The organism is Streptomyces sp. NPDC020192, from assembly GCF_044388685.1.
Taxonomy (GTDB): domain Bacteria; phylum Actinomycetota; class Actinomycetes; order Streptomycetales; family Streptomycetaceae; genus Streptomyces.
Genome location: NZ_JBIRXG010000005.1, coordinates 67,117 through 93,258, shown reverse-complemented (window position 1 = coordinate 93,258; position 26,142 = coordinate 67,117). Strand labels below are relative to the sequence as shown.

Genomic DNA, 26,142 nt, shown 5'->3' with positions numbered 1-26,142 from the left:
CGGCGTCTGTCAACTCCCGGGATAAGGCCAGGGGTTGGGCAGACAGTGGATTCCGTCATGGTCGAGGAACTTGGTCTGCTGCTGCATGACGGGAGCGAGTTCGCCGTTCTTCTGGCAGGACACATGGCCGTGGCCGAGCCGGTGGCCGACCTCATGGTTGATCAACATCTGCCGATAGGCGTGGATTTTGTCCCCATATGTCACGCTCCCCTGCGCCCACCTGTATGCATTGATCATCACTCGTTCGGTGGAAGCGGAGTCGCAGGAGACGTTGTCCTCGGTGGTGTCCAGTCCCGACTTGGCGCACCAGGCGGCGGTCGTGCCGGGGCTGGCCAGTGTGATCACGAAGTCGGGCTTGCCGGTGGAGATCCGCTCGAACGTACGGGCGCCGCCGTGGGCCCAACTGCGGTCGTCGTTCAGGGTCTTCTGCACGGCATCGGCGAACAGCGCGCCGTCCAGGCCCAGCCCCTGCTCGACGTCCACGCGGTAGGTGTACTTCCGCCCGGTCCCCGGCGCCTTGTCGAACCCGGGCACGGCGTCGAACTTCCCCGAGCCCTTCAGCGTCGCGCCGAGCGGGTACGTCCGGTTCATCGCCTGCTCGTACGTCAGCGTCACCGGGCTCGCCGAGGCGGAGGGCGTCGGCTCCCCCGGGAAGCGCGTGTCACCGGCCTGGTCGGTGGCGGACCGCGCCTGTGTGGCGCCGCTGTCCCGCCGTCCCTCGGCCACCTGTCCGGCGACGATCACCGCGAGCACGGTGGTCACGGCGGCCGCGGCGACACCGGTGAAGGCCCGCGCGGGGCCGCGCCGGGCTCCGCCGTCTTGCGGCAGCGGCTGCGTGGTGGTTCCCCGCGCCCCCTTCGGGGCGACGGCACCGGAGCGTTGCGCGGGCAGGACGGAACCGGTAGGGGGTGGTACCTCACCGCCGTCCACCTGCTGCCCGTCGATACGGCGCGGCCCACGCGCGCGGGGCGCGAAGACGTCGGCGTCCTCGAGGTCCGCACCGCCGCCGTTGCCGTTGCCGTCCCGGAAGGCGTCGAGATACTCCGGCCGAGGCCCGCCCTCCTGCCCGGCCTGCCGCTGCCGGGGCAGCACAACACCGGGCCCACCAGCGCCCGCACCCCGACCCGCGAACTCCCCCCAGCCCCCACCGGCTTCCCACTGCTCGGGATGCCCGCCTCGCACGGGGGCACCCTCACGGAAACGGGGCACGCCGTGGGCGGGGGTGCCGTCAGGGAACCGGGGCATCCCACGCGCGGGCGTGCCGTCAGGAAGCCGTGGCACCCCCTGCGCAGGCGTCCCGTCGGGAAAACGCGGCACACCGCGCGCGGGGGTGCCGGCGGGGAAACCCGGCACACCGTGAGCAGGAGTGCCGTCAGGGAACCGGGGCACGCCACGCGCGGGCGTGCCGTCAGGAAGCCGTGGCATCCCACGCGCGGGCGTGCCGTCAAGAAGCCGTGGCATCCCATGCGCAGGCGTCCCCTCGGGGATTCGCGGCGGCGTCCCCTGGCCGGGCGTGCCGTCGGAAAGTCGCGGCACCCCCTGCCCGGACGTGCCGTCAGGCACCCGTGGTGCCCGGCGTCCCGGCGGCACCCGATGTTCCGCCTGTGCCGCCCGTTCGGCCGGTGCCGTCCGGTCCGTCTTCTCGGTGCGCCTCGCGGCTATGTCCGCGGTGTCGGTCTTGGGGGCCGGGCCGCGGCGGCTGTGGCGTCCCACGCCGGCCTCAGCTCCCCGCGGTGTCGTCGGTGGCGGACACGCGGGACTCCTCGGTGTCGGCCAGGAGTTCCCGGAACGCCCCGGCCACCACCTCCGGGTACTCCATCATCGCCACGTGCCCGGCGTCCGGCAGGGACAGCAGACGGGAGTCCCGGAAGGAGCGGGCGGCCTTGTGGGCCATGCGGAAGCCGACGAGCTGGTCGCGGCCGCCGTAGATCAGCAGGGTCGGTGCGAGCACCCGCTCGGCCTGGCGCCACAGCCCGTGCTGTCCGCCGAGCGTGTACGCGTTGACGATCCCGCGCGCGGAGCGGGCCATCGCGTCCCAGAAGTACGGCAGTTGCAGCCGCCGCTCCAGCTCCTCCACCGCGTGCTGGAACGCCTCCGGCGACACCTTCCCGGGGTCGCCGTAACAGAGCCCCATGACCCCGCGCACCCGCTGCTCGGCCGTCCACTCCCGGGTGAGCCGGGTGAACAGGGCGGCGATACCGGGCACGCCGAGCAGGGCGGTCGGCGCCGCGGTGCGCTGGATGCGCAGCTCGGGCAGGGCGGGCGAGACGAGTGTCAGCGTACGGACGAGGTCGGGGCGTACGGCGGCCACGCGCGTGGTGACCGCGCCGCCCAGCGAGTTGCCGAAGAGGTGGACGGGGCCGCGGCCGGCCGCGTCGAGACAGCGGATCACCGCGCGCGCGTGCCCGGTGACGGAGTAGTCGCCGTCGTCCGGGGGCGGGGAGTCGCCGAAGCCCGGCAGGTCGAGCGCCTCGCTGTCGACGACGCCGTCCAGCTCGGCCATCAGATCCGACCAGTTCTGCGAGGAACCGCCGAGCCCGTGGACGTACAGCGCGGGCGGCAGGCCCTCGCGCGCGGGACGACGGGAACGGATCGACAGGGTGACACCGGGCAGCCCCACGGACCGCAGCCGTTCGCCCTCACCGACCCGGACGGGCGCCACCTTCGGAAGCACGCTGGCGGCCGGCACGGACGGCGACTCGGTCGAAGACATGCGGCAATGTTACGAGGTGATCACGCCGAGGTTCATGTGTTCGCCGTCACAACATGAGCCGTACGCGTCAAACACATGGATCACGCGTCCGGTGAACCGCGCGGCGAACGGCCCTGATGGCATGGCGTCCGGATCTGCTCTCTCCTAGGCTCGTACAGAGGGCACCCGCTGTGGCCCCTGCTGCTTCCAGGGACGTTCGTAGGAAGGGAGCCACCATGGCCTATGACCCCACCGAGCCCGAAACGACCGACGACCTGGAGACCGAGGCGGCCGTGGAGGCCGACGTAGAGGCGCCCGAGGTGGACGTCGTTCAGCAGCACGCGGACCTCGCGCCGGACCGCGACGACCCCCTGACGGGAGTGGACCCGGACCGGGCCGCGAACGTGGCCGACCAGGTCGAACAGGCGCGTGTGGTCAGGCACGACGACGACGACTACCGCTGACCCCCGCGGACTCCTGCGGCCGCACAAGAGCTGATCAGAGGATGATCACGGCTTTCGCCGCCGTCCGGTACGTGAAATTCTGCGCTCGCACCGCGCACACCACGGTTACCGAAAAGTACGATGGCCGCGCGGCCGATACCGCATGTGGACGACTTTGGGAGGCGGCGTGACAGCCATCGAGCAAACAGAGGCGGCACGCCCGCGTGGCACTCGTCTGCCGCGCCGAGCCCGGCGGAACCAGCTGCTGGGGGCGGCCCAGGAGGTTTTCGTCGCGCAGGGCTATCACGCGGCGGCGATGGACGACATCGCCGAGCGGGCCGGAGTGAGCAAGCCGGTGCTCTACCAGCACTTCCCGGGCAAGCTCGACCTCTACCTCGCCCTGCTGGACCAGCACTGCGAGTCGCTGATCCAGGCCGTGCGCACCGCGCTCGCGTCCACCACGGACAACAAGCAGCGCGTGCGCGCCACCATGGACGCCTATTTCGCGTACGTCGAGGACGACGGCGGCGCCTTCCGGCTGGTCTTCGAGTCGGACCTGACGAACGAGCCCGCGGTGCGCGAGCGCGTCGACAAGGTGACCAACGACTGCGCCGAGGCGATCTGCGACGTCATCGCCGAGGACACCGGCCTCTCGCGCGCGGAGTCGATGCTGCTGGCCTCCGGCCTCGGCGGGCTCGCCCAGGTGGTGGCCCGCTCCTGGCTGCACAGCGACCGCAGCGTCCCGCGCGACCAGGCGGTGCAGCTGCTGACCTCGCTGGCCTGGCGGGGCATCGCCGGCTTCCCGCTGCACGGCACCGAGCACCACTGACGGCGTTTGTTCCCGCTCGCTGTTCGCTGATGGCGTTCCGGCCCGCAGCGTGTACGTCCCCTCACCGGGCTAATGTGTGCTGGGTACGGCGCGGAAGATCGCGCACATCACTGACCGTCGGAGGGACATAGCCGTGGAGGTCAAGATCGGCGTGCAGTACGCGCCCCGCGAGATCGTGCTGGAGAGCGGTCAGAGCGTCGAGGAGGTCGAGCGTCTGGTGAGCGACGCGCTGGCCGGCAAGACGCAGCTGCTGAGCCTCCAGGACGAGAAGGGCCGCAAGGTCCTGGTGCCGACGGACCGTCTGGCGTACGTGGAGATCGGCGAGCCGACCGTGCGCAAGGTCGGGTTCGGCGCACTGTAGGCCGATGTGGTGAGAAGGGCCCGGCGGCACTCGGCCGCCGGGCCCTTCTCTGTGCGGGTCTCGCACACAGATGGAGCACAACTCCCGCACAGCGGAGGATTGCCGTCCGCAGGTCACGGGTATGACGGGCTACGACCGCATCTGGGCCGACCGGCCGTGGGAGGGACCCGACATGATCCTGGAAGCACTCGCGTCCGCAGTGCTCGGTCTCGTCCTGGCATGGGCGGCGGTGCACCGCCTCTCCCACCGGCTCCCGGCCCGCCCGCTGGTGTTCTCGACGGGCATCGCCGGAGCCCTCTTCGGCGACTTCGTCACCCACACCGCACTCGGCCCCGGCATCGCCTGGCTGAGCCTCCTGGGCGCCGCGATCATCTCGGCGGCATCGCTTTCCCTGCTGTTGCGCCCGGCGGGAAGACTCCGCCGATCAGCGACGGCGTAGCAACGGCGCCTTTGCAACGGACGCAAGGGGCAACACCCCGGGGTGCGCGGGGCTGTGCTCAATGTGCGGCTCCGCCGCGTGGGCGCGACCAGCCACACCACACCGCCAGCCGCGCACCTCACCGCACCCCCCACAGGGCGTACCAGCTCTCAGGCCGCGAGGCCCAGCGCAGCCATCCGCTTCGTGTGCGCCTCAGTGATCCGCGAGAACATCTTCCCGACCTCCGCGAGATCGAACCCGTCGGCGACGCCGCCCACGAGCATCGTGGACAGCGCGTCCCGGTCCGCGACGACCCGCTGGGACTGCGACAGCGCCTCGCCCATCAGCCGCCGCGCCCACAGCGCCAGCCGGCCGCCCACGCGCGGGTCGGCGTCGATCGCGGCCCGCACCTTCTCCACCGCGAACCCGGCGTGCCCGGTGTCGTCGAGGACGGCGAGGACCAGCTCGCGCGTGTCGGAGTCGAGGCGCGCCGCGACCTCGCGGTAGAAGTCGCTCGCGATCGAGTCGCCGACGTACGCCTTGACCAGGCCCTCCAGCCAGTCCGAGGGCGCGGTCTGGCGGTGGAAACCGTCCAGGGCCGCGACGAACGGGTCCATGGCGGCCGTCGGCTCCTCGCCGATCTCGGTCAGCCGGTCCCGCAGGCGCTCGAAGTGGTGGAACTCGGCCGAGGCCATCTTCGCCAGCTCCGCCTTGTCCGCGAGGGTCGGCGCCAGCTTGGCGTCCTCCGCGAGCCGCTCGAACGCCGCCAGCTCCCCGTACGCAAGCGCGCCGAGCAGGTCCACGACGGCGGCGCGGTACTGCGGGGCGGCGGAGGCCTGCGCCCAGTCCTGGGCGGCGACTCCCGTGGGCGCTGCGGACTCGTTCTCAGGCTTGTCAGAGCTAGTCATGAGGCGCACAATAGCCCGCTCGCGGCACGCCGGAAGCGCCTGGTCGATCAGTGTGACCACGACTACGTGACCAAATCGGCCATCGCGTGTGCGCCATTCCGGGGTATGGTGGTAATGCGCCTGCTGAGTGCGTTGACGGTGTTCGACGTCCGCGACAGGCCGCACGCATGAGGATGCCCGGTCGGTGGCCCGATCGGCTCCGACCTGACAGCCCTCCCTGGCCGTACGGCGCAGTACGTACGACGACCGGAGGGACACCCCTCAGCGGTACGAGCGCTAGAGCGTCGGCAGAGGTCCCGTGTCTTACGGCTTGCCCGAGTGGTTCGCCCGTACGGCAGCCGACGTCCCCGGCACGGTCAGACATGACCCCCGCGCTCGCCTCGCACCGCACCACACAGAAGAGGCAGCACCCTGACTACGACGTTTCGTGAACTCGGAATCCTTCCCGAGACCGCCGAGGCCCTGGAAGCCGTCGGCATCATCAACCCCTTCCCCATCCAGGAGATGACGCTCCCGGTCGCCCTTTCCGGCACGGATGTCATCGGCCAGGCCAAGACCGGCACCGGCAAGACGCTGGGCTTCGGCCTCCCGCTCCTGGAGCGCGTCACCGTCCCCGCCGACGTCGAGGCCGGACGCGCCGCCCCCGAAGCCCTCACGGACGCCCCGCAGGCGCTCGTCGTCGTCCCCACGCGCGAGCTCTGCACCCAGGTCACGAACGACCTGCTGACGGCCGGCAAGGTCCGTAACGTGCGCGTGACGGCGATCTACGGCGGCCGGGCCTACGAGCCGCAGGTGGAGGCCCTGAAGAAGGGCGTCGACGTGGTCGTCGGCACCCCGGGCCGCCTGCTCGACCTCGCGGGCCAGAAGAAGCTGAACCTGAAGCACGTCAAGTGCCTGGTCCTCGACGAGGCCGACGAGATGCTCGACCTGGGCTTCCTGCCCGACGTCGAGAAGATCATCGACATGCTGCCGGTCAAGCGCCAGACCATGCTGTTCTCGGCGACCATGCCGGGCGCGGTCATCGGACTCGCGCGCCGCTACATGTCCCGGCCCACGCACATCCGCGCCACCGCGCCGGACGACGAGGGCGCGACGGTCGCGAACATCAAGCAGTTCGTCTACCGCGCGCACAACATGGACAAGCCGGAGATGGTCGCCCGCATCCTGCAGGCCGACGGCCGCGGACTGGCGATGATCTTCTGCCGTACGAAGCGCACGGCCGCCGACATCGCCGAGCAGCTGCAGCGCCGCGGTTTCGCCTCCGGCGCGGTCCACGGCGACCTTGGGCAGGGCGCCCGCGAGCAGGCGCTGCGCGCGTTCCGCAACGGCAAGGTCGACGTCCTGGTCTGCACCGACGTGGCCGCGCGCGGTATCGACGTCGAGGGCGTGACCCACGTCATCAACTACCAGTCCCCCGAGGACGAGAAGACGTACCTGCACCGGGTCGGCCGTACGGGCCGCGCGGGCGCCAAGGGTACGGCGATCACGTTCGTCGACTGGGACGACATCCCGCGCTGGCAGCTGATCAACAAGGCGCTGGAGCTGGACTTCAACGACCCGGTGGAGACGTACTCCTCGTCCCCGCACCTGTTCTCCGACCTCGGCATCCCCGAGGGCACGAAGGGCACCCTGCCGCGCTCAGAGCGGACCCGTGCGGGTCTGGACGCGGAGGAGCTGGAGGACCTGGGCGAGACCGGTGGCCGCGGTGCGCGCGGTCGCGGTGGCCGGGGCGGACACGGTGGCCGCGCCGAGTCCGGTGCCGCGCCGGCCGAGCGTGAGCGTTCGTCCCGTGCGCCGCGCCGTCGCCGCCGTACGCGCGGTGGCGCTCCCCTGGACGCCTCCGCCGCCGCACCGGCCGCTACGACGGCTCCGGCGCCGGCCGCCGAGTCCGGCCCGGCGGAGGAGAGCGCGTCGGCGCCTCGCACCCTGCGCCGCCGTCGCCGTACGCGCGGCGGAGGGTCGACGCAGCCGGTGTCGGCCGCCGTCGAGACGGTGGACACGGTGGAGGCCCCGGCCGCTCCGCAGACGCTGGAGACCCCGGAGGCCGAGGCCAAGCCGCGCCGTCGGACCCGCAAGACGGCTGTCGCTGCCGAGCCCGCGGCCGAGACGGTCGTGACGGTCACGGAGACCGTGACCGCGTCCGAGCCGGTGACCGTGGAGGCCCCGGAGGCCGAGGCCAAGCCGCGCCGCCGGACCCGCAAGACGGCTGTCGCCGCCGAGCCCGCCCCGGCGACGGCCGAGCCCGCCGAGCCCGCCGAGGCGGCCAAGCCGCGCCGTACGCGGAAGACGGCAGCCGCTGCCGAGGCGGCCGTGGACACGGCCGAGGCCACGGAAGCCAAGCCCCGCCGGACCCGCAAGACGGCCGCGACCGTCGCCCCGGAGCCGGCCGAGGCTCCCGAGGCTCCCGAGGCGAAGCCTCGCCGTACGCGGAAGGCGGCGGCGACCGCCGAGGCCGCCGTGGACACGGCCGAGGCCACGGAGACCAAGCAGCGCCGGACCCGCAAGGCCGCCGCGACCCCCGAGGCTCCGGAAGCCGAGGCCGAGGCCAAGCCGCGCCGCACCCGGAAGACGGCCGCCACGGCCGAGACCCCGGAGGCCGAGCCGAAGCCCCGCCGTACGCGCAAGACGGCCGCCACCGCCCCGGAGCCGACCGAGGCCCCCGAGGCCGAGGCCAAGCCGCGCCGCACCCGCAAGACGGCCGCCACGGCTGCCGTGGAGACCGCCGAAGGCACGGAAGCGAAGCCCCGCCGGACCCGGAAGACGGCGGCCGCCGCCCCGGAGCCGACCGAGGCCCCCGAGGCCGAGGCCAAGCCGCGCCGCACCCGCAAGACGGCCGCCACGGTCGCCGACGCGGACGGCGCCGCCGAGGCGCCCGCTCCCAGGGTGCGCCGGACCCGTAAGGCCGTCGCCGAGGTGACCGCCGAGATTCCCGCGCAGGCCACCGAGGAGCCGGAGGCCAAGCCGCGCCGCCGGACCCGCAAGGCCGCGGCGGTCGTCGAGGCCGCCGAAGGCTGATCCGGCACCCCGTCACCGACGGCCCGGCCCACGTCCCTGTGGGCCGGGCCGTCGCACGTCCGGCGCGCACCCATGACCGCGCACCTGCTGCCCCTCTCCCCTCACCACGTCCCCCACCCGCCCGATAGCCTCTCCCCATGAGCAGGCCCGCCACCTTCGTCCCGCCCCCCGGCGCCCGCGCGTATGCGTTGCGTACCGCGCGTGGGGAGTTCGCCGTCGTCGACGCTCCCGTGGCCGACGGGGTCGAGCCCAGGGGGGTCGCGCTGTTGCTGCCGGGGTTCACCGGGAGCAAGGAGGACTTCAATCCGCTGCATGTGCCGCTGGCGCGGCGCGGGTACCGGACCGTGGCCGTGGACGGGCGCGGGCAGTTCGAGTCGGACGGGCCCGACAACGATGAATCCGCCTACGCGCAGGCCGAGTTGGCGCGGGACGTGCTCGCGCAGGCCGAGGCGATCGGCGAACCCGTGCATCTGCTGGGGCACTCGCTCGGCGGGCAGATCTCGCGCGCGGCCGTGCTGTTCGATCACGCGCCCTTCGCCTCGCTGACGCTGATGGCCTCCGGACCGGCGCACATCTCCGAGTCCCAGCAGCAGCGCGTCAAGCTGCTGCGGGACGCGCTCGCCGTGATGGACATGGCGCAGGTCTGGGAGGCGATCCAGGCGATGGAGACGCCCGAGGAGACCGAGACGGCGGCGCTGGACGGCGGACTCGACGACCGGGACGATCTACGGCGCCGCTGGCTGGGCACCAGGCCCGCACAACTCATCGCCACCGGACGTCAGTTGTGCACGGAGCCCGACCGGGTCGCCGAACTGGCCGCCGTACCGCTGCCGTTCCACGTCCTGTCGGGCGACAAGGACGACACCTGGCCGCTCCCGCTGCTCGACGACATGGCGGTACGGCTGCGGGCGCGGCGTACGGTCATCGCGGACGCGGAGCACTCGCCCAACACCGACCGGCCGCTCGCCACCGCCCGGGCGCTCGCCGACTTCTGGGACCACGCCTGACTCACCGCACACGGCCGACTGCCCTGCACCGACGGGGGTTTGCAGAGCAGGGCAGTCGCCCTCGGTGTGCCCCTGCGGCCCGCCTGTCCTAGGCGGTCCAGGTGGCATGGATGGCGGAGACGCTGAAGCCGGGACCGTAGGCGACGATCAGGGCCCGCTCGCCGTCCGCCGGAGGCCGGTCGTGGGTGCGCTCGAGGACGCGAAGAACCGATACGCCGCCGAGGTTGCCCTCCTCGGCCAGGGTGTCGAGGGAATGCCGGGCGTCGTCCTCGGTGAGGCCCAGGGCGGCGGCGGTGTCCGTGATGATGGGCCGGGATCCGGGGTGGATGACGGGAACGGACACCGGGCGGCCGGCGAGCCAGTCGACCACCGCGGGCATGACGTGTTTCGCGCCGCCCATCGCGGCCTTGGTGGAGTCGAAGTGGAGGCCGTGGCCGTCGATGCGGCCCGCGTAGAACCCCAGCGAGTCCGGGAGGACGTACTCGAAGAGGCCGGCGGGGCCTTCGATGGTGAGGCCGGGGCCGAGGGGGTCGCTGCTGACGACGGTGGCGGCCGCGCTGTCGCCGAACAGGGCCTTGTAGATCATGTGCTCGATCTTGGTGTCCGTGTGGTTGTAGGCCGTGGACAGCACCTCGGCGGCGACGACGAGGACCCGGGAGCCGGGGTGGAGCAGGGTCTGCTCGGCCGCGCGGATGACGGCGTGGGCACCGCCCGCGCAGGCCGCGGTGGTCAGGGCGGTACGGCGGATGGTGGGCCGCAGGCCGAGCCGGTCCACGAGGTGGATGTCGAGGTTCGGTACGGCCCAGCTGGTGGCATGGGTGGTGATCAGGCCGGTGATGTCGCCCGGTTCAAGGCCGTGGCGCCGCAGTACGGAACGGGCCGCGCTCTCGGCCATGGTGAGGCCGTCGGCGAAGGCGCGGGACGCACGTTCCTCGACGGGTGCGGTGCCGTTGATCGTGGGCGAGTTCAGCGGCCGGGTGAAGTACCGCGTCTGGACGCCGCAATTGCCGAGAACGCGGAGGATCGCGCCGAGACGCGGATGACCGGGATGATGGGTGCGGATATCGTCGGCTATTTCGCCCGTGGTTATTTTGTGCGCGGCGAGAGTGGAGCTCGGGCGGGCGATATGGACAGGCATGGGTGGTCCCCCCTTGGACGCTAACCTGATTGGGGGTCAAGGTACGGCAAAATTGGCCGGTTTATTTCCCTGCCATCCAAGTCATGCTCTCTCGCGGTCCGCCAAACCCGGGCAAAGGCCGATCTTCAGTGTGGTCAGCGGGCCTGAAGCATCGGTGGACGGGTGCTCGACCGGCGCGGGCCCGGCCGGAAGATGAGGATCATGAAGCGCGAGCCGGGGGCGGCCATCGGCTGCGCCACGCACATCGTCACCCAGCCCGGGCCGTCGGCCGCGTGCCTGATGGGGCGCTCGTCGCCGTCGGGGTGGATCGAGGCGCCGCCGACCTCGTACAGCGGGCGGGCCACGGGGTCGTCGAGGAGTTCCTTCTCGATCTGCCGCAGGATCTTGTCGTCGGGGCGCTGCGCGAGTGCGGCCTGGAGCTGGGGCATGACGAGCGGCGCCCAGGCGCTCGCCCAGTCGGTGAGCTGCTCACGGCCGTCGATCAGCATCCATCGCATGGTGTTCTCGGGGGCCTGCCCGGACTCGAAGAGCCGGTGGAACGGCTCGTTGCAGGCGAGCAGGTTCCAAGAGGCGTCGGTGATATAGGCCGGGTGCGTCACGGCGGCGACGGCGTCCTCCCAGGCGGCTGGGACGGCGTTGCCACTGGTGTCGTAGAGCGGACCGGGCGGGTCCTCCCCGCGCGCGTACCGGCACAGCGAGACCCACTCCTGCTCGTTGAGGACGAACAGACGGGCTATGTCACGCAGCAGGTCGACGGGCGCGTTGGGGTAAGTGCCGGACTCCAGACGGTGGTAGGTGCCCAGGGCCCGGTTCACGAGCTGGTCGACCTGGTGCTGCGACAGCCCGGGGGCGCGCCGACCGGGCCCGGTGGGCCGGGTCAGGCCGTGGGTTTCGGGGGCGATGAGCGCGCGTCGGTCTTTGAGCAGGTGCTTCAGTGCCCGTTTGTTCACTGGTGCGGATCCCCCGGCGTTGTTGACGGTCATTCAGTGTAATTAATGGTGCTGGCTTTACTCCGAAAGATCTCCCGTAGAAACCGTGTAGGTGTGTCCTGCATGCTCGGTGGTGCGCGGCGCTGGCCTGCCAGTGTGCTCATCAGCGGCCACGTGGACAGACCCCCCTCGCGGGTACTGGCCGGAAACTTTCGAATTTCCGACCGGTTTTCGCAGATGGGGCCACCAGGAACAAAGCCGGGTGGCTTACCGGTTCTCGCTCGGCGCTTCCCGCAAGGGAACCACCAACGCGGGATCGGTATCACCGCCAGCGCATCGCCGGCGCAGCCCCGGCGGCCAGGCTGCGGCCGGTGCCCTCCCGCCCCACACCAGGGGACTCGGCACCGGCCGCCGAGTGTTTTCCCGCAGTCGCGGTCGGGCCTAGTACTGCCCCTGCAGGTGCTCCCAGAACCCGTCCCTCAGGGCGCGGCGCAGGTCCGCCTGGCCGCGCAGGGAGTACTGGAGCAGACCCTCGGCCTCGACCAGCAGGTCCTGGTCGACGGAGCCGGGGAGGTAGGGGTGGCCGGGGAGGAGTTCACCGAGGGCCTCGCGCCCGCGGGAGGCCAGCCACTTGGCCGCGATCTGGGCACCGACGAAGCGGACGTCCTCACGGCTGGGCCGGGCCCCGGCGTCGTACGCGACGGCGGTACGACGGGAGACGTACGGCTTGAAGAAGTCCAGCTCGAAGGTGCGCTGGCTGTCGACCTCCCAGAGCAGGGGCTCGGCCTGGTTGCGGCCTTCGGGTGCCTCGATGCCCCACAGGTGGACCCGGGCGCCGTAGCCCTGGGCCGCCTCGACCGCCGAGACCAGGTCCTCGTCGCCGCCGAGGAGGGCCGCGTCACTGATGGCGCGATGGCGGGCCAGGGACTCCAGGTCCGTACGGATCAGCGAATCGACGCCCTTCTGCTGGTTGTTGGCGTTGAGGTTGCCGAGGCGGACCTTGACGTCGGGCAGTTCGGCGATGATCTGCTGCTCGGCGGTGTGGATCCGACGGCGGGCGCCGTCGTACCAGTAGACGCGCAGCAGCCGGCTGTCCGCGAAGATCGTGCGGGCCTTGTCGATCAGCGCCTCGATCAGCCCCTCGGCGTCGAGGTCGAAGGCCCGGCGGTCCTCGGTCCCGGCGACCAGTCGGCCCGCGGCCGCGTAGAGATAGCCCGCGTCGACGAAGATCGCATGGGTGGAGGGCGTCTTCGCCACCTCGGCGAGCATGCGCTCCAGCAGCTCGTTCGTGCGGTCGATGCGGGCAGCGAGGGCCGCCGGGTCGTCGTTCATCGCCTTCATTGTCCCGGTCGTCACGCTGCGAACACAACCGGTCCCGAGCGGTTCCTTACTCGCTAGTAATTAGTTGTTCGAAAAATTTCTTTAGCGTAGGGAATGTTTGTAACACGAAGCACGTTGACTAGGGCGTACGACGACGTACGACACGTCACACCAGTAGTTCTCCGCAGCAGGAGGATGACCAGACGAAGGGAGAAGCCATGCGCTTCGAGATCAGGCGACTCGACGAGGTCGACGGCACCACCGTGGACTGCACCGTCGTGGACGCCGCCTCCGTCAACCGGATCGTTCAGCAGGCCGCCGCCATCGGACAGCGCCTGTGGATCCGCCCGGCCGGGACCCCGGCCTCGTAACGGGAGCGACCACTCACGCTTTCCGGGGGAGCCGGGCGAAACCGCTCAGCTCCCCCGGATCACCTGAGTGACCCCGTTGATGATCTGCTGCACGGCGATCGCGGAGAGCATCATGCCCGCGAGCCGCGTCACCAGGACGACACCACCGTCCTTGATGACCCTGATGATCAGCAGCGAGTAACGCATCACCAGCCACAGCACGACGTGGATCGCGAGGATCGCGGACCACACCGAGACCTGCGTGGCCACACTGCCGGCCTTCTGCACGGCCAGGATCACGGACACGATCGCCCCCGGCCCGGCCAGCAGCGGCATGCCCAGCGGTACGAGGGCGACGTTCACGTCCTTGGTCTGCTTCGGCTCGTCGGTCTTGCCGGTGAGCAGGTCCAGCGCGATCAGCAGCAGCAGCAGACCGCCCGCGATCATCAGCGCGGGGACGGAGACGTGCAGGTAGTTGAGGATCTGATGGCCCAGGACGCCGAAGACGGCGATGACCCCGAACGCGACACAGACGGCCTGGAAGGCCATCCGCTTCTGCACCTTGCCCGGCCGGCCGGCGGTCAGGGCGAGGAAGATCGGGGTGATCCCGGGGGGATCCATAATGACAAAAAGGGTCAGGAACAGAGAGCCGAAGACGGCGACGTCGAACATGATGGTGCGGCAAGCCTTGCGGAAGAAGTGATACGGGCGTGGGTCGATGAGGCGGGCAGGCCTCAGACTCCACCGGTCCCCGGCACCGGGAACGCCCCGGTCGCCCGCCGGGTGATCTCCCCGTACACCTCGGGGTCGGTCGTGTACGCGCCCAGGGACACGGTCTTGCGGCTGCCGTGGTAGTCCGAGGAGCCGGTGACCAGCAGATCCAGGTCCTTCGCCAGGCCCCGCAGGCGGTCGCGCGCGTCGGCGTCGTGGTCCATGTGATCGACCTCGATGCCGTCGAGACCGGCCTCGGCCAGCTCGGCGATGCAGAACTCCGGCACGGTCCGGCCGCGCTTGGCGGCGGCCGGGTGCGCGAACACGCAGACCCCGCCCGCGCCCTTGACCAGCTTGATCGCCTCGAAGGGGTCGGTCTCGTGCTTCTCCACGAAGGCCCGCCCGCCGTCGGCCAGCCACTCCTCGGTGAACGCGTCGCTCACGGTCGGTACGACGCCCAGCTCGACGAGCGCGGTGGCGACATGCGGCCGACCCACGGACCCGCCGGCGGCGATCCGCTCGACCTGCTCCCACGTGACCGGCACGCCCAGCGCGCCGAGCTTGGCGACCATCCCCTTGGCCCGCGGCACCCGGTCGTCCCGCACCAGCTCACGCTCGGCGAGCAGCGCGGGCTCCTCGGGGTCGAAGAGGTAGGCCAGCATGTGCATGGAGATCCCGTCGACACGACAGGACAGCTCGGCCCCCGTGACCAGGGTCAGCCCCTCGGGCAGCGCGGCGATTGCCTCGCCGTACCCCCGCGTGGTGTCATGATCGGTCAGCGCGACGACGTCCAGCCCGGCAGCGGCGGCATTGCGCACCAGCTCAGCCGGGGTGTCCGTACCGTCGGAGGCGGTGGAGTGACAGTGCAGATCTATACGCACAAGGACTCCAGACACCGACGATTCAAAGGGGGACACCTAAGAATACCGTTACTTGCCACCCTCAGTGGGCGCTACGGCCGAAGCAAGCGCGGCGACAACGCCCCACAGGGCACCAGATCCAGCTCCGGCCCCGCGTCCCGCAGATCCGTCAGCACCAGCTCGTCGTACATGAGCAGCCCGGACTGCTCGGGCCACATCACCGCCCACAGCCACATGCCGAGCGCCTCGCCGGCGAAGACCGCGCGGTCCTCGGGGGTGCGGAAGACGTGCCAGAGCGGGGTCGGGCGGCCGACGGCCAGCACCTTGGCCTCGGACGGCTTCTCGATGTTCATGTACGACCCCGGGTCCGGGCCGTCGATGCCCGCGTACCGCGCGCCGAGGCCGACGCCGAGTTCCTCGGCGACCAGGATGAGCTCGGCCGGACCGCCGAGCGGGCCGGGCCCGGTGCAGGCCACGGCGGTCGCGCGGCCCCCGCTGGGGTCGTCGCCCGCGTAGGCCACGCCGGTGAAGAGCCAGCCGACCGGCAGCGGCCAGGGCATCCACACCGGGACGTGGGTGCGCTGTACGACGGCGGCGAGGGCTTCGACGCTGGGCGGGATCACGGGCTGCAGCGGATACACCGTGCCGTGCACATCGCACTGCCACGAATCGGCGAAGAGACCGGGAGCCCTGACCCGGCCACCACACCTCGGGCAACTGGGTTCGCCCCTCATAGGGCCCCACGGTCCTACCCCTGCCCGCCCACGTCAAGGACGATCACCCGACCGGACGGAACCCTTGACCGGAGGCCACTGCATGCATACGGCACTCACCAGCCGCGCCGGCCTCGCCGCGGGTTCGCCAACTGACCGACGTCCGGCCGCCCTTGGTGAGCTTGCTCACGTGTCGCGTCAGTCCAGCGGGACGGATCTGCGGGCGGGATCCCTCAGGTCCGTCCCCTGGGTGAGCCACCGCTCCTGGAGGGCCTGGGCGCCGTGGACGCGTTTCCAGGCGGCCTCGTTCGGAGTCATCGGCAGCAACGGCAGGAACCGCACGGGATCCATCGGGTCGTCCAGCTCCAGGTCCTCGACCAGTCCGCCGGGCTCGCCCACCAGCACCGAGGTGAAGGGGGCACCGGGCCACAGCGGACCGCCGGTGTCCAGGGAGGCGCCCGGGGTCACGATCAGACCCTCCACCTGCGGGGACGCGGCCAGCACGGCGAGCGGGCGCAGCACCTTGTCGGTGTCGGCGAGGCCCGCGCGAACGGAGAGGACCAGCTCCGCACGGGGTCCCTTGACCGGGTCGGCGAGCATCGCCGTGGGGTCGGTCATGGGGTGCGCGGACATGCCGAGCGTGGCGTACCGGAGGAGATCCCCCTCCCGGAACCGGAGCACCTCGATGCGGTCCGTGCCGAGGAAGGTGACGGCGGCGCGCGCGTCCGGTTCGCCCAGCGCGGTGCTCAACCGTGCCTCGACAAGAGGAAGAACATCAACCATGCGGCGAGCATAGAACTCGCCAGTAGCGGGCAAAGCGGCGCCTTGACAGTTCGGGCTACTGCTACTCTGAGCCGGTGGTTCGGGGCAGCACGCAGAAGCGTCGCTCTTGTTCCCGACGCCGCTTGGGACTCCCTTACGAGGGACCGGCCGGAGGAGGTGGGGCTGTCATGGATCGAAGTCGACCTGGTAGTACCACTCGCTCTTCCGACCGCTGATCTGGTCACTGACTGGTTTTTCCGGCCTGTCCGCCGCCTTCCTGTGCGCGTCCGGAAGAGCACTTCGTTTCGCTTTGCCTGATTCGTCTGATCAACGTCAGTTCCGCATCAGTAGCGAAGTCGCCACCGCGACGGTGCGGTGCTCCCCGCTTTGTGGACGTGCCAAACATCCGTACCGAGGACCGTCCCCATTCCGGGTAGTTCCACCCGTCGTCACGCGCTTTCGCTGCCTGCCCGCGAAGGAGCCTGCCCATGTCGATGATCCGCGACCTGCGCACCATGGTCCGTACGTCGTCCCGTCCCTCGCCGCGCAAGGACACCGCCGTCTCGTACGACAGCACCCGCGACCCCGGCACGCCCTCGGCGGTCGTGGACTGCGCCGTCTACCGCGACGGTGCCCGCGTCCAGACCGGCAAGCCGTTGAGCCCGCACGAGGCCATGCGGCTGGTGCGGCGCGACGGCGGCTTCGTGTGGATCGGGCTGCACGAGCCGACCGAGGCCGAATTCGCCGGTATCGCGAGCGAGTTCGGGCTGCACCCGCTGGCCGTCGAGGACGCGGTGCAGGCGCACCAGCGCCCGAAGCTGGAGCGCTACGACGACTCCCTCTTCACCGTCTTCAAGACCATCCACTACGTCGAGCACGACCGGCTCACCGCCAACAGCGAGGTCGTGGAGACCGGCGAGGTGATGTGCTTCACCGGCCGGGACTTCTTCATCACCGTCCGGCACGGCGGCCAGGGCTCGCTGCGGGCCCTCAGGCACCGCCTCCAGGACGACCCGGAGCTGCTGGCCAAGGGCCCCTCGGCCGTGCTGCACGCCATCGCCGACCATGTCGTGGACGGCTACATCGCGGTCGCCGACGCCGTGCAGGACGACATCGACGAGGTGGAGACCGAGGTCTTCTCGCCGGGCCGGGGCGGTGTCGCGCGCGGTGTGGACTCGGCGCGGATCTACCAACTCAAGCGCGAGGTGCTGGAGTTCAAGCGGGCCGTCGCCCCGCTGCTGCGGCCCATGCAACTGCTGAGCGAGCGGCCGATGCGGCTGATCGACCCGGACATCCAGAAGTACTTCCGGGACGTCGCCGACCACCTCGCCCGGGTCCAGGAGCAGGTGGTGAGCTTCGACGAGCTGCTCAACTCCATCCTCCAGGCCAACCTGGCGCAGGCGTCCGTCGCGCAGAACGAGGACATGCGCAAGATCACCGCCTGGGCCGCGATCATCGCCGTACCGACGATGGTGACCGGTGTGTACGGCATGAACTTCGACAACATGCCGGAGCTGCACTGGAGGTACGGCTACCCGCTGGTCCTGACCGTCACCATCGTCGCGTGTGTGGGCATCCACCGGGTGCTCAAGCGCAACGGCTGGCTGTGAACGGGCCCGGACAGCGGGCATCGATAGGCTGACACCATGCAAAGCGAGCTGCTCGACCAGGCCCTCATCGAGGAGGCCGCGAAGAAGTCCGGCCTGATCTGGGTCAGGGGCACCGGTGCTCCGGCCGCGCGTGCGCTGTGGCACGTGTGGCACGAGGGCGCGGTGTGCCTGGTCGGCGACGGGCCCGGGGAGCAGCCGCTGCCGGCGCTGGTCGACGGCGGCTCCGCCGAGGTGACCGTGCGCAGCAAGGACAAGGGCGGCCGGCTGGTGACGTTCCCGGCGACCGTGACCGAACTGGCCCCCGGCTCCGAGGAGTGGGAGGCCGCCGTCGCCGAACTGAAGGGCAAGCGCCTGAACGCCCCGGACGGCGAGGAGATGCCGGGGCGCTGGGCGCGCGAGTGCCGGGTGGTCCGCCTGGTGCCGGCGGGTGCCGTGGAGCCGTTGCCCGCCGGCCGCTTGGCCGAGCGTCCTGTGCCTACTCCGGCGACCACGCGAGGGCCGATTCCGGCGGGGCTGCCGAAGCTGCTGGGGAAGCGGCGGAGGAAGTAACACCCCGGGGGATCACCTACGACGTCGGCAACTGCTTGCCGTAGTCCACCGTGTCGTCCTTGGCCGGTGCCAGGACGGTGAAGTCCTTGCCCCAGTCCGAGAAGCGGAGCGTGCCCGCGCCGCCCGCGCGGACCAGGCTGAGGGGGTACGGCTCGCCCTGGAGGGAGACGTCCAGCGTGCCGCCGGAGCCCTTGTCGCCGGTGATGCGGATGGTGGGCGTGCCCGACTGGTCGTGGTGACCGTCGGTCGCCAGGGTGCCGTGCAGGGACAGCAGCCCGTCGAGCAGGACCGACTTGTCCGTGAAGCCACTGAACTTCTTGTACGCGGGATCCCCCTGCGGCACCTTGACGTACTTGCCGTTCAGCTTGCCGGCCGTACTGTCACCGCCGCCGGCGCCCGCGTGGCTCCAGAAGTCCGAGTCGGCCTTGAGGTAGAGCTGCTGCCCCACCCGCAGGAGCTGGAAGGTCGCCCCCTGCGAGGTCACCGATCCGGTGCCGCCGTCGGACTTCAGCTGCATGTCCAGCTGGTAGGTACGGCCGCTGGTGACCACCGTCCCGGCCAGCCGCACCGCAGGGGCCGCGTCCGCCGCCGCGCGGGTCTTCGCCTGGATCTGGTCGGCGGGCAGCTTGCCCACCCCGTTCGTCCCCGCGTCCGGATCGTCACCGCCGCACCCCGTCAGCACCGCCACCCCGGCCACGGCCAGTGCGCACATCGCGGTCATCCGCGTGGTCCGGCGGGTCCGGCCCTGGGGAGTCGCAGTCACAGGTGGGGCTGCCTTTCTGACGAATCCTGAACGGCGTACGGCAGCGTACCGGGGCCCTGACCGCCCGGCGGAGCCAGTCCGTCCGGACCGCCCACCGGGGCGTATCCCATCAGGACGGGCTAGCCTGAAGCGCACGCGCGCGGGCATATCCGAGCAACTCACACGATCCTCACGCAAAGGAAGCACAGCCATGGCAGCCGGCGCCCCCCGCATCTTCGTCTCGCACCTCGCCGGGGTCCCCGTCTTCGATCCCAACGGCGACCAGGTGGGCCGCGTCCGCGACCTGGTCGTCATGCTGCGCGTCGGCCGACGGCCCCCGCGCGTGCTCGGGCTGGTCGTCGAGCTGTCCACCCGGCGCCGGATCTTCCTGCCCATGACCCGGGTGACCGGCATCGAGTCGGGGCAGGTCATCACGACGGGGGTCATGAACGTCCGCCGCTTCGAGCAGCGGCCCACCGAGCGGCTGGTCTTCGGCGAGCTGCTGGACCGGCACGTGGCGCTCACCGAGACCGGCGAGGAGGCCACCGTCCTCGACGTGTCCGTGCAGCAGCTGCCCGCCCGCCGGGACTGGGAGGTCGACCGGGTCTTCGTCCGCAAGGGGAAGAAGAGCGGCGCCTTCCGGCGGGCCAAGGGCGAGACGCTGACCGTCGAGTGGTCCGCCGTCACCGGCTTCTCGCTGGAGGAGCACGGGCAGGGCGCCGAGAGCCTGCTCGCCACCTTCGAGCAGCTGCGCCCCGCCGACCTCGCCAACGTCCTGCACCACCTCTCCGCCAAGCGGCGCGCCGAGGTCGCCGCCGCGCTCGACGACGACCGCCTGGCCGACGTGCTCGAGGAACTCCCCGAGGACGACCAGATCGAGATCCTCGGCAAGCTGAAGGAGGAGCGCGCCGCCGACGTGCTGGAGGCCATGGACCCCGACGACGCGGCCGACCTGCTCTCCGAGCTGCCCGAGGACGACAAGGAGCGGCTGCTGAGCCTGATGCAGCCCGCCGACGCGGCCGAGATGCGGCGCCTGATGTCGTACGAGGAGCACACCGCCGGCGGACTGATGACCACCGAGCCGATCGTGCTGCGCCCGGACGCCACCGTCGCCGACGCGCTCGCCCGGGTCCGCAACCCCGACCTCTCCCCCGCGCTCGCCGCCCAGGTCTACGTCTGCCGCCCGCCCGACGAGACCCCGACCGGCAAGTACCTGGGCACGGTCCACTTCCAGCGGCTGCTGCGCGATCCGCCGTACACGCTGGTCAGCTCGCTCGTGGACGACGACCTGCAACCGCTCGCCCCGGACGCCGCGCTGCCCGTCATCGCCGGGTTCTTCGCCACGTACGACATGGTGGCCGCGCCGGTCGTGGACGAGGCCGGGCGGCTGCTGGGCGCGGTGACCGTGGACGACGTACTGGACCACATGCTGCCCGAGGACTGGCGGGAGACCGAGTTCCACCTGGACGAGGGAGAGGGGGCGGCCCCGCATGGCTCCTGAGCGCGAGAGCGGTATCCGTGAGCGCACCCCGGCGGGCGCCACGGCGGCCACCCGGCACCGCACGCCCCGGCTGGACCAGCCGCGCCCGCCCCGGCGCCGGATCCTGCCCGAGTGGGACCCGGACGCCTTCGGCCGGCTGTCGGAGCGGATCGCCCGCTTCCTGGGCACGGGCCGCTTCATCGTCTGGATGACGGTCGTGATCATCATGTGGGTGCTGTGGAACATCGTGGCACCCGTCGCACTGCGCTTCGACCAGTACCCGTTCATCTTCCTGACCCTGGCGCTGTCCCTCCAGGCTTCCTACGCGGCCCCGCTGATCCTGCTCGCACAGAACAGGCAGGACGACCGTGACCGGGTCAACCTGGAGCAGGACCGCAAGCAGAACGAGCGGTCCATCGCCGACACCGAGTATCTGACCCGGGAGATCGCCGCGCTGCGCACGGGCCTCGGCGAGGTCGCGACCCGCGACTGGATGCGCTCGGAGCTGCAGGATCTGGTCAAGGAACTGGAGGAACGCCAGGGCCGCAGCGAGCGTGTCGTATTCCCGGCAGAACGGGCAGAACACCCACCGGGACGTGACGCAGAAGACCGCTGAGGGGCTACCCGGAGGGCCCTTACCGCGCCGTACCATCGTCCTTATGGCTACGGAAGACGCGGTGCGCGAGGCACTGGCGACGGTGAACGACCCCGAGATCAACCGACCCATCACCGAACTGGGGATGGTCAAATCGGTGGAGATCGGGGAGGACGGCGCGGTCGCGGTCACCGTGTACCTGACGGTCTCCGGCTGCCCCATGCGAGACACCATCACCCAGCGCGTCACCGACGCGGTCTCCCGGGTCGAGGGCGTGACCCGGGTCGGCGTCACGCTGGACGTGATGAGCGACGAGCAGCGCAAGGAGCTGGCCAACGCCCTGCGCGGCGGCCAGGCCGAGCGCGAGGTCCCCTTCGCCAAGCCGGGCAACCTCACCCGGGTCTACGCGGTCGCCTCCGGCAAGGGCGGCGTCGGCAAGTCCTCGGTCACGGTCAACCTCGCGGCGGCCATGGCGGCCGACGGTCTCAAGGTGGGCGTGGTCGACGCCGACATCTACGGCCACTCGGTGCCGCGCATGCTGGGCGCGGACGGCCGCCCGACCCAGGTCGAGAACATGATCATGCCGCCGTCGGCGAACGGCGTGAAGGTCATCTCCATCGGCATGTTCACCCCGGGCAACGCCCCGGTCGTCTGGCGCGGCCCGATGCTGCACAGGGCGTTGCAGCAGTTCCTGGCGGACGTGTACTGGGGCGACCTGGACGTCCTCCTCCTGGACCTCCCGCCCGGCACCGGCGACATCGCCATCTCCGTCGCCCAGCTGATCCCGAACGCCGAGATCCTGGTCGTCACGACGCCGCAGCAGGCGGCGGCCGAGGTCGCCGAGCGCGCCGGCTCCATCGCCGTACAGACCCACCAGAAGATCGTCGGCGTGGTCGAGAACATGTCCGGCCTGCCCTGCCCGCACTGCGGCGAGATGGTCGACGTCTTCGGCACCGGCGGCGGCCAGGTGGTGGCCGACGGCCTCACCCGCACCACGGGTACGACGGTCCCGGTCCTCGGCAACATCCCGATCGACGTCCGCCTCCGCGAGGGCGGCGACGAGGGCAAGCCGGTGGTCCTGACCGACCCCGACTCCCCGGCGGGCAGCGCGCTGCGCGCGATCGCCGGGAAGCTGGGAGGACGGCAGCGGGGCCTGTCGGGGCTGTCGCTGGGGATCACCCCGAAGAACAAGTTCTAGGCTGCTACGCCTTCGCTGAAGGGGCGCTGTCCGTTCCGGACCGCCGCAGGCTGCGGCGGTCCCCCGAACGCCGCCCCGGCTAGGCGTCGTAGGCGGCGATGTCCTTGATCACGGCGAACCCCAGCCCGTACGCGCTCATCCCCCGCCCGTACGCGCCCAGGTGCACCCCCGCCTCAGTCGTACCGGCGAGCACCCACCCGAACTCCGACTCCCGGTAATGGAAAGAGGACGCGACCCCGTCCACCGGAAGAGAGAGCCGGGACCACTCCGCCCCCTCGAGATCGTCGGCCAGCGCCCAGGCGGTCTCCGTCTGCTGGTCCAGCCAGTCGTCGCGCAGGCTGTGGTCCATCTGGCCGGGCCAGGTGAACGACAGCAGCCCCACCCCGGCCAGCCACGCGGCCGAGGAGACCGACGTGGCCTCCAGCAGCCCCGTACCGTCGGCGCTCCGCCGGGACGGCTGTGCGGCGACCGTGACCACCACCGCGAACTTCTCCCGCGGCTCACCGGCGGCGCCGGTCTCGACCCGTACGGAGGGCTCGTCACCGTGACCGATCGAACCGTGCTCGACGGCACCGTCGGCCGCCGTCCCCACCTGCATCAGCCAGCGCGGCCCGGTGAAGGCCTCGTCGAGGCCGTACCACGGGAAGGGCGCCTGCAGGTAACCGTCGACCGTGCGCCGGGCGGAGGGAAGCTGTTGTCCGCCCTCCGCGGCCGGCGCCTGCGCGCCCACCCGACTCGTCGTCTCCATCTCCCGGACGCCTCCTCGCTCTCGTCGGACCGGGGCGGCCCGCCCCCCTTCGGGCGCACTCGTCCGGTCCGCACAACAACTCGGCAGCATATCCACACGAACGAGGGCGGCAGGGCAGGCACTGGATGCGTGGGGCGCACGTACGGCCTGTTCAAGCCGTGTGCGACGGGGGTGCGCTATGAAACGCGTCACGTGCGCGGCGTACGCCCGCACGCGCGTGTCGGCGGTGAGAAGTGGTGCCTAGGTGGCGTCCGCGTCGAAGGGCGGCCGCTCGTCCTCGCCGGGCTCCTCGGGCTTCTTGGTCATGTCGATACGGCCGCCGGAAGCGGAGGCAGAGGACGGGGACGAGGACGAGGGAGTGGACGACGAAGAGGCCTCGACGTCCCGGCCGTTGACGGCGTCGGTGACCTCGGCCATCTCCTTCCTCAGATCGAAGCCGTTGCGGATCTCCTTCAGCCCCAGGTCGTCGGTGGCGCCGTCCAGGTGCTTGCGGACGAACGTCTTGGGGTTGAGGTCCTCGAACTCGAAGTCCTTGAACTCGGGTCCCAGTTCGCTACGAATGTCCTGCTTGGCGCTCTCCGAGAACTCGCGGATCTTCCGGATCGTACGCGTCACGTCCTGGATGACCTTGGGGAGCTTGTCCGGACCGAACACGAGCACCGCGATGACGACGATCGTCAGCAGTTCCAGTGGCCCTATGTCATTGAACACCTGACGCTCCCAGTGCGATGTCCTCGGTCGCTCAACGGTACCCGGGGATCCTGTCCGACCGGTACCGTCCCGAGGTGAGACTTCTGTCAGTTCTGCTCCGCCGCGCCCAGCCGGAGCTGGATCTCCCGGTCCGTACCGTCACGCCGGACCGTCAGCCGTAGCCGGTCACCGGGCCGGTGGGCGCGGATCTTGACGATCAGCTCCCGGGCGGTGTGCACGGGCTGCCCGTCGACCCCGGTGATGACATCGCCCGCCTTCAGCCCCGCCCGCTCGCCGGGCCCGCCCGTACTGACGGCGGGGCCGCCGCTCGCGCTCCGGTCGTCGATGCGCGCACCGTCGCCCGTGTATCCCATGTCGAGGGTGACGCCGATGACGGGGTGGGTGGCATGGCCGTCGTTGATCAGTTCCTCGGCGACGCGCTTGGCCTGGTTCACCGGGATGGCGAAGCCGAGGCCGATGGAGCCGGCCTGGGCGCCGTCCGAGTCGGAGCCGCTGTCGGCGGAACGGATGGCGGAGTTGATGCCGATGACCTGGGCGCGGGAGTCGAGGAGGGGTCCGCCCGAGTTGCCCGGGTTTATAGGGGCGTCGGTCTGCAGCGCGTCGACGTACGAGACATCGCTCCCGTCTCCCTTCTCCCCGCCGGCCGTGATGGGCCGTTCCTTGGCGCTGATGATGCCGGAGGTGACGGTGTTGGCCAGGTCGAAGGGGGCACCGATGGCGACGACGGGGTCGCCGACCCGGACGTCGTCGGAGTTGCCGAGGGGCAGCGGGGTGAGGCCGTGCACGCCGTGGACCTGAACAACGGCGAGGTCGTAACCGCTGTCGTGACCCACCATGGCCGCCTTGACGGTGTCCCCGCTACTGAACGTCACGGATATCTCACCGCTCGATCCCGCGGGGGCGACGACGTGGTTGTTGGTGAGGATGTGCCCCTGGGTGTCGAGCACGAAGCCGGTGCCGGTGTCGGTCTGATCGGTCCCGGAGACATGCAGCGTGACGACGCTGGGCAGCGCGCGGGCGGCTATCCCGGCCACACTGTCCGGTGCGCGCCCGGCAGGTACCCGCCCGGCCTGCGGCAGACGCACCTCACCGCCGAACCCCTGCCGCTCGACATAGGCACCGCCGATCCCACCGACCCCCGCGGCGACGAGGGCGACCACAAGGGTCCACCCCGCCAGCAGCCGCCGCCGCCCGGCCGCGCCCACCCCGGCGCCGGTCTGCTGAAACACCCCCTGCCGAAGAGCCTGCTCCTGGGGCGAACCGGGGGCCCAGGGGTCATAACGCCGCCAGGGGTCCTGTTCGACACCGGTGGGGGTGGGTCCGCCCGGGTGGGGAGCGCCACCGGGCGCGGGGGCGGGTGCCTCCGGACCGGGGACGGGTGCGGGAGCTCCGGGCGGGGGTACGGAAACCTCCGTCGCCGGTGCCAGGGCGCCTGGCGCGGCAATCCCGGGCACGGGAACGCCGGGCGCGGAGGCTCCGGGTGCGGGTACGGCGGATTCCTGGGCGGAGGCCGTAGCGCCGAGCTCGGGGACACCTGGTGCGGACGTGGGCATCCCGGGCGCGGGAACACCAGGTGCCGGTGCCGGCAGCGCGGCCGTTCCCTGGGCCTGTGCGGCCGCCGGGTGCTGGACGGGCGGTGCGGGTGCCCAGGGGCCCGGCTCGCCGTACGGCGGGGTGCTGTAGGGATCCGGGTCGTGCAGCGGCTTCGGACGCTCGGTGGGAGCCGCCCAGGCGGTTTCCCCGGGCGCGGCTGCTACGTCGGCGGACACGTCCGCCTCCGCATCCCCGCCCGCCTCGGCGTCGCCGACAGAGGCAGGCACCGGTTTGGCCAGTTCGAAGTCCCCGTCGCCCACGGCCTCGGCCTGCTCCACCTCAGCCCCAGCCGCACCCCCCGGCCGCGCCAACTCGAAGTCACCCGCCTCGGACGGCTCGGACTCAGCCATCTCGGATCCCACCAGCCCAGACCGGTCGGTCGGTGTCGCCCCCGCCGGTCCCTGCGGCTTCTCCCCCGGAGGGACACGGTTCCCCTCGTTCATGCTCTCCCCACGGCTGG

Annotated in this window: 26 protein-coding genes; 12 read left to right on the top strand and 14 right to left on the bottom strand. The window is 71.3% G+C overall.

Annotated features, from left to right (window positions below; translation table 11 throughout):
* Positions 1–9: 9 nt before the first annotated feature.
* Both ACH47Z_RS12250 and ACH47Z_RS12245 read right to left on the bottom strand, forming a co-directional pair.
* Positions 10–1,713 (bottom strand): DUF3152 domain-containing protein, encoded by a 1,704-nt coding sequence (locus ACH47Z_RS12250; RefSeq protein ID WP_399073133.1) that lies wholly within the window; start codon positions 1,711–1,713, stop codon positions 10–12.
* Between the two features lie 7 nt (positions 1,714–1,720).
* A complete protein-coding gene (locus tag ACH47Z_RS12245) occupies positions 1,721–2,713 on the bottom strand; it encodes an alpha/beta fold hydrolase (protein ID WP_399073132.1) in 993 nt (330 codons plus the stop codon).
* Positions 2,714–2,928: 215 nt separating this feature from the next.
* Between ACH47Z_RS12245 and ACH47Z_RS12240 the strand changes: the two genes are divergently transcribed.
* From ACH47Z_RS12240 to ACH47Z_RS12225, 4 genes are all read left to right on the top strand, one after another.
* The gene (locus tag ACH47Z_RS12240) at positions 2,929–3,156 is read left to right on the top strand and encodes a hypothetical protein (RefSeq protein WP_399073131.1); all 228 of its coding nucleotides are present in this window, start codon (positions 2,929–2,931) and stop codon (positions 3,154–3,156) included.
* A gap of 166 nt (positions 3,157–3,322) precedes the next feature.
* A complete protein-coding gene (locus ACH47Z_RS12235; protein ID WP_270081784.1) occupies positions 3,323–3,964 on the top strand; it encodes a TetR/AcrR family transcriptional regulator in 642 nt (213 codons plus the stop codon).
* Positions 3,965–4,097: 133 nt separating this feature from the next.
* Complete coding sequence (locus ACH47Z_RS12230; protein WP_351238323.1) at positions 4,098–4,325, top strand: DUF3107 domain-containing protein; 228 nt, start codon at positions 4,098–4,100, stop codon at positions 4,323–4,325.
* A gap of 172 nt (positions 4,326–4,497) precedes the next feature.
* Positions 4,498–4,764, top strand: coding sequence for a hypothetical protein (locus ACH47Z_RS12225; protein ID WP_399073405.1), 267 nt, complete (start codon positions 4,498–4,500; stop codon positions 4,762–4,764).
* Between the two features lie 149 nt (positions 4,765–4,913).
* Here the strand turns inward: ACH47Z_RS12225 and ACH47Z_RS12220 are convergent, their stop codons facing one another.
* The gene (locus ACH47Z_RS12220) at positions 4,914–5,651 is read right to left on the bottom strand and encodes a ferritin-like fold-containing protein (RefSeq protein WP_399073130.1); all 738 of its coding nucleotides are present in this window, start codon (positions 5,649–5,651) and stop codon (positions 4,914–4,916) included.
* Between the two features lie 504 nt (positions 5,652–6,155).
* Between ACH47Z_RS12220 and ACH47Z_RS12215 the strand changes: the two genes are divergently transcribed.
* Together ACH47Z_RS12215 and ACH47Z_RS12210 are read left to right on the top strand one after the other, a co-directional pair.
* Entirely contained in the window at positions 6,156–8,666 is a 2,511-nt protein-coding gene (locus ACH47Z_RS12215) for a DEAD/DEAH box helicase (RefSeq protein WP_399073129.1), read from the top strand.
* A 137-nt stretch (positions 8,667–8,803) separates the two neighbouring features.
* Positions 8,804–9,673 carry an alpha/beta fold hydrolase gene (locus tag ACH47Z_RS12210; protein ID WP_399073128.1) on the top strand — a complete coding sequence of 290 codons (870 nt, stop codon included), beginning with the start codon at positions 8,804–8,806 and terminating at the stop codon, positions 9,671–9,673.
* Positions 9,674–9,761: 88 nt separating this feature from the next.
* Here the strand turns inward: ACH47Z_RS12210 and ACH47Z_RS12205 are convergent, their stop codons facing one another.
* The 3 genes from ACH47Z_RS12205 to ACH47Z_RS12195 form a co-directional block, all read right to left on the bottom strand.
* Complete coding sequence (locus ACH47Z_RS12205) at positions 9,762–10,811, bottom strand: PhlD (RefSeq protein ID WP_399073127.1); 1,050 nt, start codon at positions 10,809–10,811, stop codon at positions 9,762–9,764.
* Positions 10,812–10,945: 134 nt separating this feature from the next.
* Positions 10,946–11,761, bottom strand: a complete 816-nt coding sequence (locus ACH47Z_RS12200; protein WP_399073126.1) for an XRE family transcriptional regulator — start codon at positions 11,759–11,761, stop codon at positions 10,946–10,948.
* A 420-nt stretch (positions 11,762–12,181) separates the two neighbouring features.
* A complete protein-coding gene (locus tag ACH47Z_RS12195; RefSeq protein WP_399073125.1) occupies positions 12,182–13,072 on the bottom strand; it encodes an NYN domain-containing protein in 891 nt (296 codons plus the stop codon).
* A 206-nt stretch (positions 13,073–13,278) separates the two neighbouring features.
* On the opposite strand from ACH47Z_RS12195, the gene ACH47Z_RS12190 reads away from it, so the two are divergent.
* Positions 13,279–13,431, top strand: coding sequence for a hypothetical protein (locus ACH47Z_RS12190; protein ID WP_399073124.1), 153 nt, complete (start codon positions 13,279–13,281; stop codon positions 13,429–13,431).
* A 45-nt stretch (positions 13,432–13,476) separates the two neighbouring features.
* Here ACH47Z_RS12190 and ACH47Z_RS12185 read toward each other — a convergent pair whose 3' ends face one another.
* The 4 genes from ACH47Z_RS12185 to ACH47Z_RS12170 form a co-directional block, all read right to left on the bottom strand.
* On the bottom strand, positions 13,477–14,082 hold the full coding sequence (locus tag ACH47Z_RS12185; RefSeq protein ID WP_399073123.1) for a MarC family protein: 606 nt from the start codon (positions 14,080–14,082) through the stop codon (positions 13,477–13,479).
* Positions 14,083–14,144: 62 nt separating this feature from the next.
* Entirely contained in the window at positions 14,145–15,002 is an 858-nt protein-coding gene (locus tag ACH47Z_RS12180; protein WP_399073122.1) for a PHP domain-containing protein, read from the bottom strand.
* A 71-nt stretch (positions 15,003–15,073) separates the two neighbouring features.
* Complete coding sequence (locus tag ACH47Z_RS12175; protein ID WP_399073121.1) at positions 15,074–15,715, bottom strand: DUF6758 family protein; 642 nt, start codon at positions 15,713–15,715, stop codon at positions 15,074–15,076.
* A 177-nt stretch (positions 15,716–15,892) separates the two neighbouring features.
* Positions 15,893–16,477 carry a suppressor of fused domain protein gene (locus ACH47Z_RS12170; protein ID WP_399073120.1) on the bottom strand — a complete coding sequence of 195 codons (585 nt, stop codon included), beginning with the start codon at positions 16,475–16,477 and terminating at the stop codon, positions 15,893–15,895.
* Positions 16,478–16,944: 467 nt separating this feature from the next.
* On the opposite strand from ACH47Z_RS12170, the gene ACH47Z_RS12165 reads away from it, so the two are divergent.
* Positions 16,945–18,066 carry a magnesium and cobalt transport protein CorA gene (locus ACH47Z_RS12165; RefSeq protein ID WP_399073119.1) on the top strand — a complete coding sequence of 374 codons (1,122 nt, stop codon included), beginning with the start codon at positions 16,945–16,947 and terminating at the stop codon, positions 18,064–18,066.
* Between the two features lie 36 nt (positions 18,067–18,102).
* Positions 18,103–18,615, top strand: a complete 513-nt coding sequence (locus tag ACH47Z_RS12160; protein WP_399073118.1) for a hypothetical protein — start codon at positions 18,103–18,105, stop codon at positions 18,613–18,615.
* A gap of 16 nt (positions 18,616–18,631) precedes the next feature.
* On the opposite strand, the gene ACH47Z_RS12155 is transcribed toward ACH47Z_RS12160, so the two are convergent.
* A complete protein-coding gene (locus ACH47Z_RS12155; RefSeq protein ID WP_399073117.1) occupies positions 18,632–19,378 on the bottom strand; it encodes a hypothetical protein in 747 nt (248 codons plus the stop codon).
* Between the two features lie 190 nt (positions 19,379–19,568).
* Here ACH47Z_RS12155 and ACH47Z_RS12150 point away from each other — a divergent pair, with 190 nt between their 5' ends.
* The 3 genes from ACH47Z_RS12150 to ACH47Z_RS12140 are packed head-to-tail and all read left to right on the top strand — an operon-like array spanning position 19,569 to position 22,630.
* Positions 19,569–20,858 (top strand): magnesium transporter MgtE N-terminal domain-containing protein, encoded by a 1,290-nt coding sequence (locus tag ACH47Z_RS12150; protein ID WP_399073116.1) that lies wholly within the window; start codon positions 19,569–19,571, stop codon positions 20,856–20,858.
* Positions 20,848–21,453: a DUF1003 domain-containing protein gene (locus ACH47Z_RS12145; RefSeq protein WP_399073115.1), complete on the top strand. Its 606-nt coding sequence runs from the start codon at positions 20,848–20,850 to the stop codon at positions 21,451–21,453. Before ACH47Z_RS12150 ends, ACH47Z_RS12145 begins: the two co-directional genes overlap by 11 nt.
* 43 nt (positions 21,454–21,496) lie before the next feature.
* On the top strand, positions 21,497–22,630 hold the full coding sequence (locus ACH47Z_RS12140) for an Mrp/NBP35 family ATP-binding protein (RefSeq protein WP_399073114.1): 1,134 nt from the start codon (positions 21,497–21,499) through the stop codon (positions 22,628–22,630).
* A 79-nt stretch (positions 22,631–22,709) separates the two neighbouring features.
* Here the strand turns inward: ACH47Z_RS12140 and ACH47Z_RS12135 are convergent, their stop codons facing one another.
* From ACH47Z_RS12135 to ACH47Z_RS12125, 3 genes are all read right to left on the bottom strand, one after another.
* On the bottom strand, positions 22,710–23,378 hold the full coding sequence (locus ACH47Z_RS12135; RefSeq protein ID WP_399073113.1) for a hypothetical protein: 669 nt from the start codon (positions 23,376–23,378) through the stop codon (positions 22,710–22,712).
* Positions 23,379–23,618: 240 nt separating this feature from the next.
* Complete coding sequence (locus tag ACH47Z_RS12130) at positions 23,619–24,089, bottom strand: sec-independent translocase (RefSeq protein WP_399073112.1); 471 nt, start codon at positions 24,087–24,089, stop codon at positions 23,619–23,621.
* Positions 24,090–24,175: 86 nt separating this feature from the next.
* On the bottom strand, positions 24,176–26,125 hold the full coding sequence (locus tag ACH47Z_RS12125; protein WP_399073110.1) for a trypsin-like peptidase domain-containing protein: 1,950 nt from the start codon (positions 26,123–26,125) through the stop codon (positions 24,176–24,178).
* Between the last annotated feature and the right edge of the window lie 17 nt (positions 26,126–26,142).

Coding starts and splice junctions, on each gene's coding strand:
- ACH47Z_RS12245 (WP_399073132.1), bottom strand. CDS start 2,713: ATGTCTTCGACCGAGTCGCCGTCCGTGCCGGCCGCCAGCGTGCTTCCG.
- ACH47Z_RS12240 (WP_399073131.1), top strand. CDS start 2,929: ATGGCCTATGACCCCACCGAGCCCGAAACGACCGACGACCTGGAGACC.
- ACH47Z_RS12225 (WP_399073405.1), top strand. CDS start 4,498: ATGATCCTGGAAGCACTCGCGTCCGCAGTGCTCGGTCTCGTCCTGGCA.
- ACH47Z_RS12220 (WP_399073130.1), bottom strand. CDS start 5,651: ATGACTAGCTCTGACAAGCCTGAGAACGAGTCCGCAGCGCCCACGGGA.
- ACH47Z_RS12215 (WP_399073129.1), top strand. CDS start 6,156: ATGACGCTCCCGGTCGCCCTTTCCGGCACGGATGTCATCGGCCAGGCC.
- ACH47Z_RS12210 (WP_399073128.1), top strand. CDS start 8,804: ATGAGCAGGCCCGCCACCTTCGTCCCGCCCCCCGGCGCCCGCGCGTAT.
- ACH47Z_RS12205 (WP_399073127.1), bottom strand. CDS start 10,811: ATGCCTGTCCATATCGCCCGCCCGAGCTCCACTCTCGCCGCGCACAAA.
- ACH47Z_RS12195 (WP_399073125.1), bottom strand. CDS start 13,072: ATGAACGACGACCCGGCGGCCCTCGCTGCCCGCATCGACCGCACGAAC.
- ACH47Z_RS12190 (WP_399073124.1), top strand. CDS start 13,279: ATGCGCTTCGAGATCAGGCGACTCGACGAGGTCGACGGCACCACCGTG.
- ACH47Z_RS12185 (WP_399073123.1), bottom strand. CDS start 14,082: ATGTTCGACGTCGCCGTCTTCGGCTCTCTGTTCCTGACCCTTTTTGTC.
- ACH47Z_RS12175 (WP_399073121.1), bottom strand. CDS start 15,715: ATGAGGGGCGAACCCAGTTGCCCGAGGTGTGGTGGCCGGGTCAGGGCT.
- ACH47Z_RS12170 (WP_399073120.1), bottom strand. CDS start 16,477: ATGGTTGATGTTCTTCCTCTTGTCGAGGCACGGTTGAGCACCGCGCTG.
- ACH47Z_RS12165 (WP_399073119.1), top strand. CDS start 16,945: ATGTCGATGATCCGCGACCTGCGCACCATGGTCCGTACGTCGTCCCGT.
- ACH47Z_RS12160 (WP_399073118.1), top strand. CDS start 18,103: ATGCAAAGCGAGCTGCTCGACCAGGCCCTCATCGAGGAGGCCGCGAAG.
- ACH47Z_RS12150 (WP_399073116.1), top strand. CDS start 19,569: ATGGCAGCCGGCGCCCCCCGCATCTTCGTCTCGCACCTCGCCGGGGTC.
- ACH47Z_RS12145 (WP_399073115.1), top strand. CDS start 20,848: ATGGCTCCTGAGCGCGAGAGCGGTATCCGTGAGCGCACCCCGGCGGGC.
- ACH47Z_RS12140 (WP_399073114.1), top strand. CDS start 21,497: ATGGCTACGGAAGACGCGGTGCGCGAGGCACTGGCGACGGTGAACGAC.
- ACH47Z_RS12135 (WP_399073113.1), bottom strand. CDS start 23,378: ATGGAGACGACGAGTCGGGTGGGCGCGCAGGCGCCGGCCGCGGAGGGC.
- ACH47Z_RS12125 (WP_399073110.1), bottom strand. CDS start 26,125: ATGAACGAGGGGAACCGTGTCCCTCCGGGGGAGAAGCCGCAGGGACCG.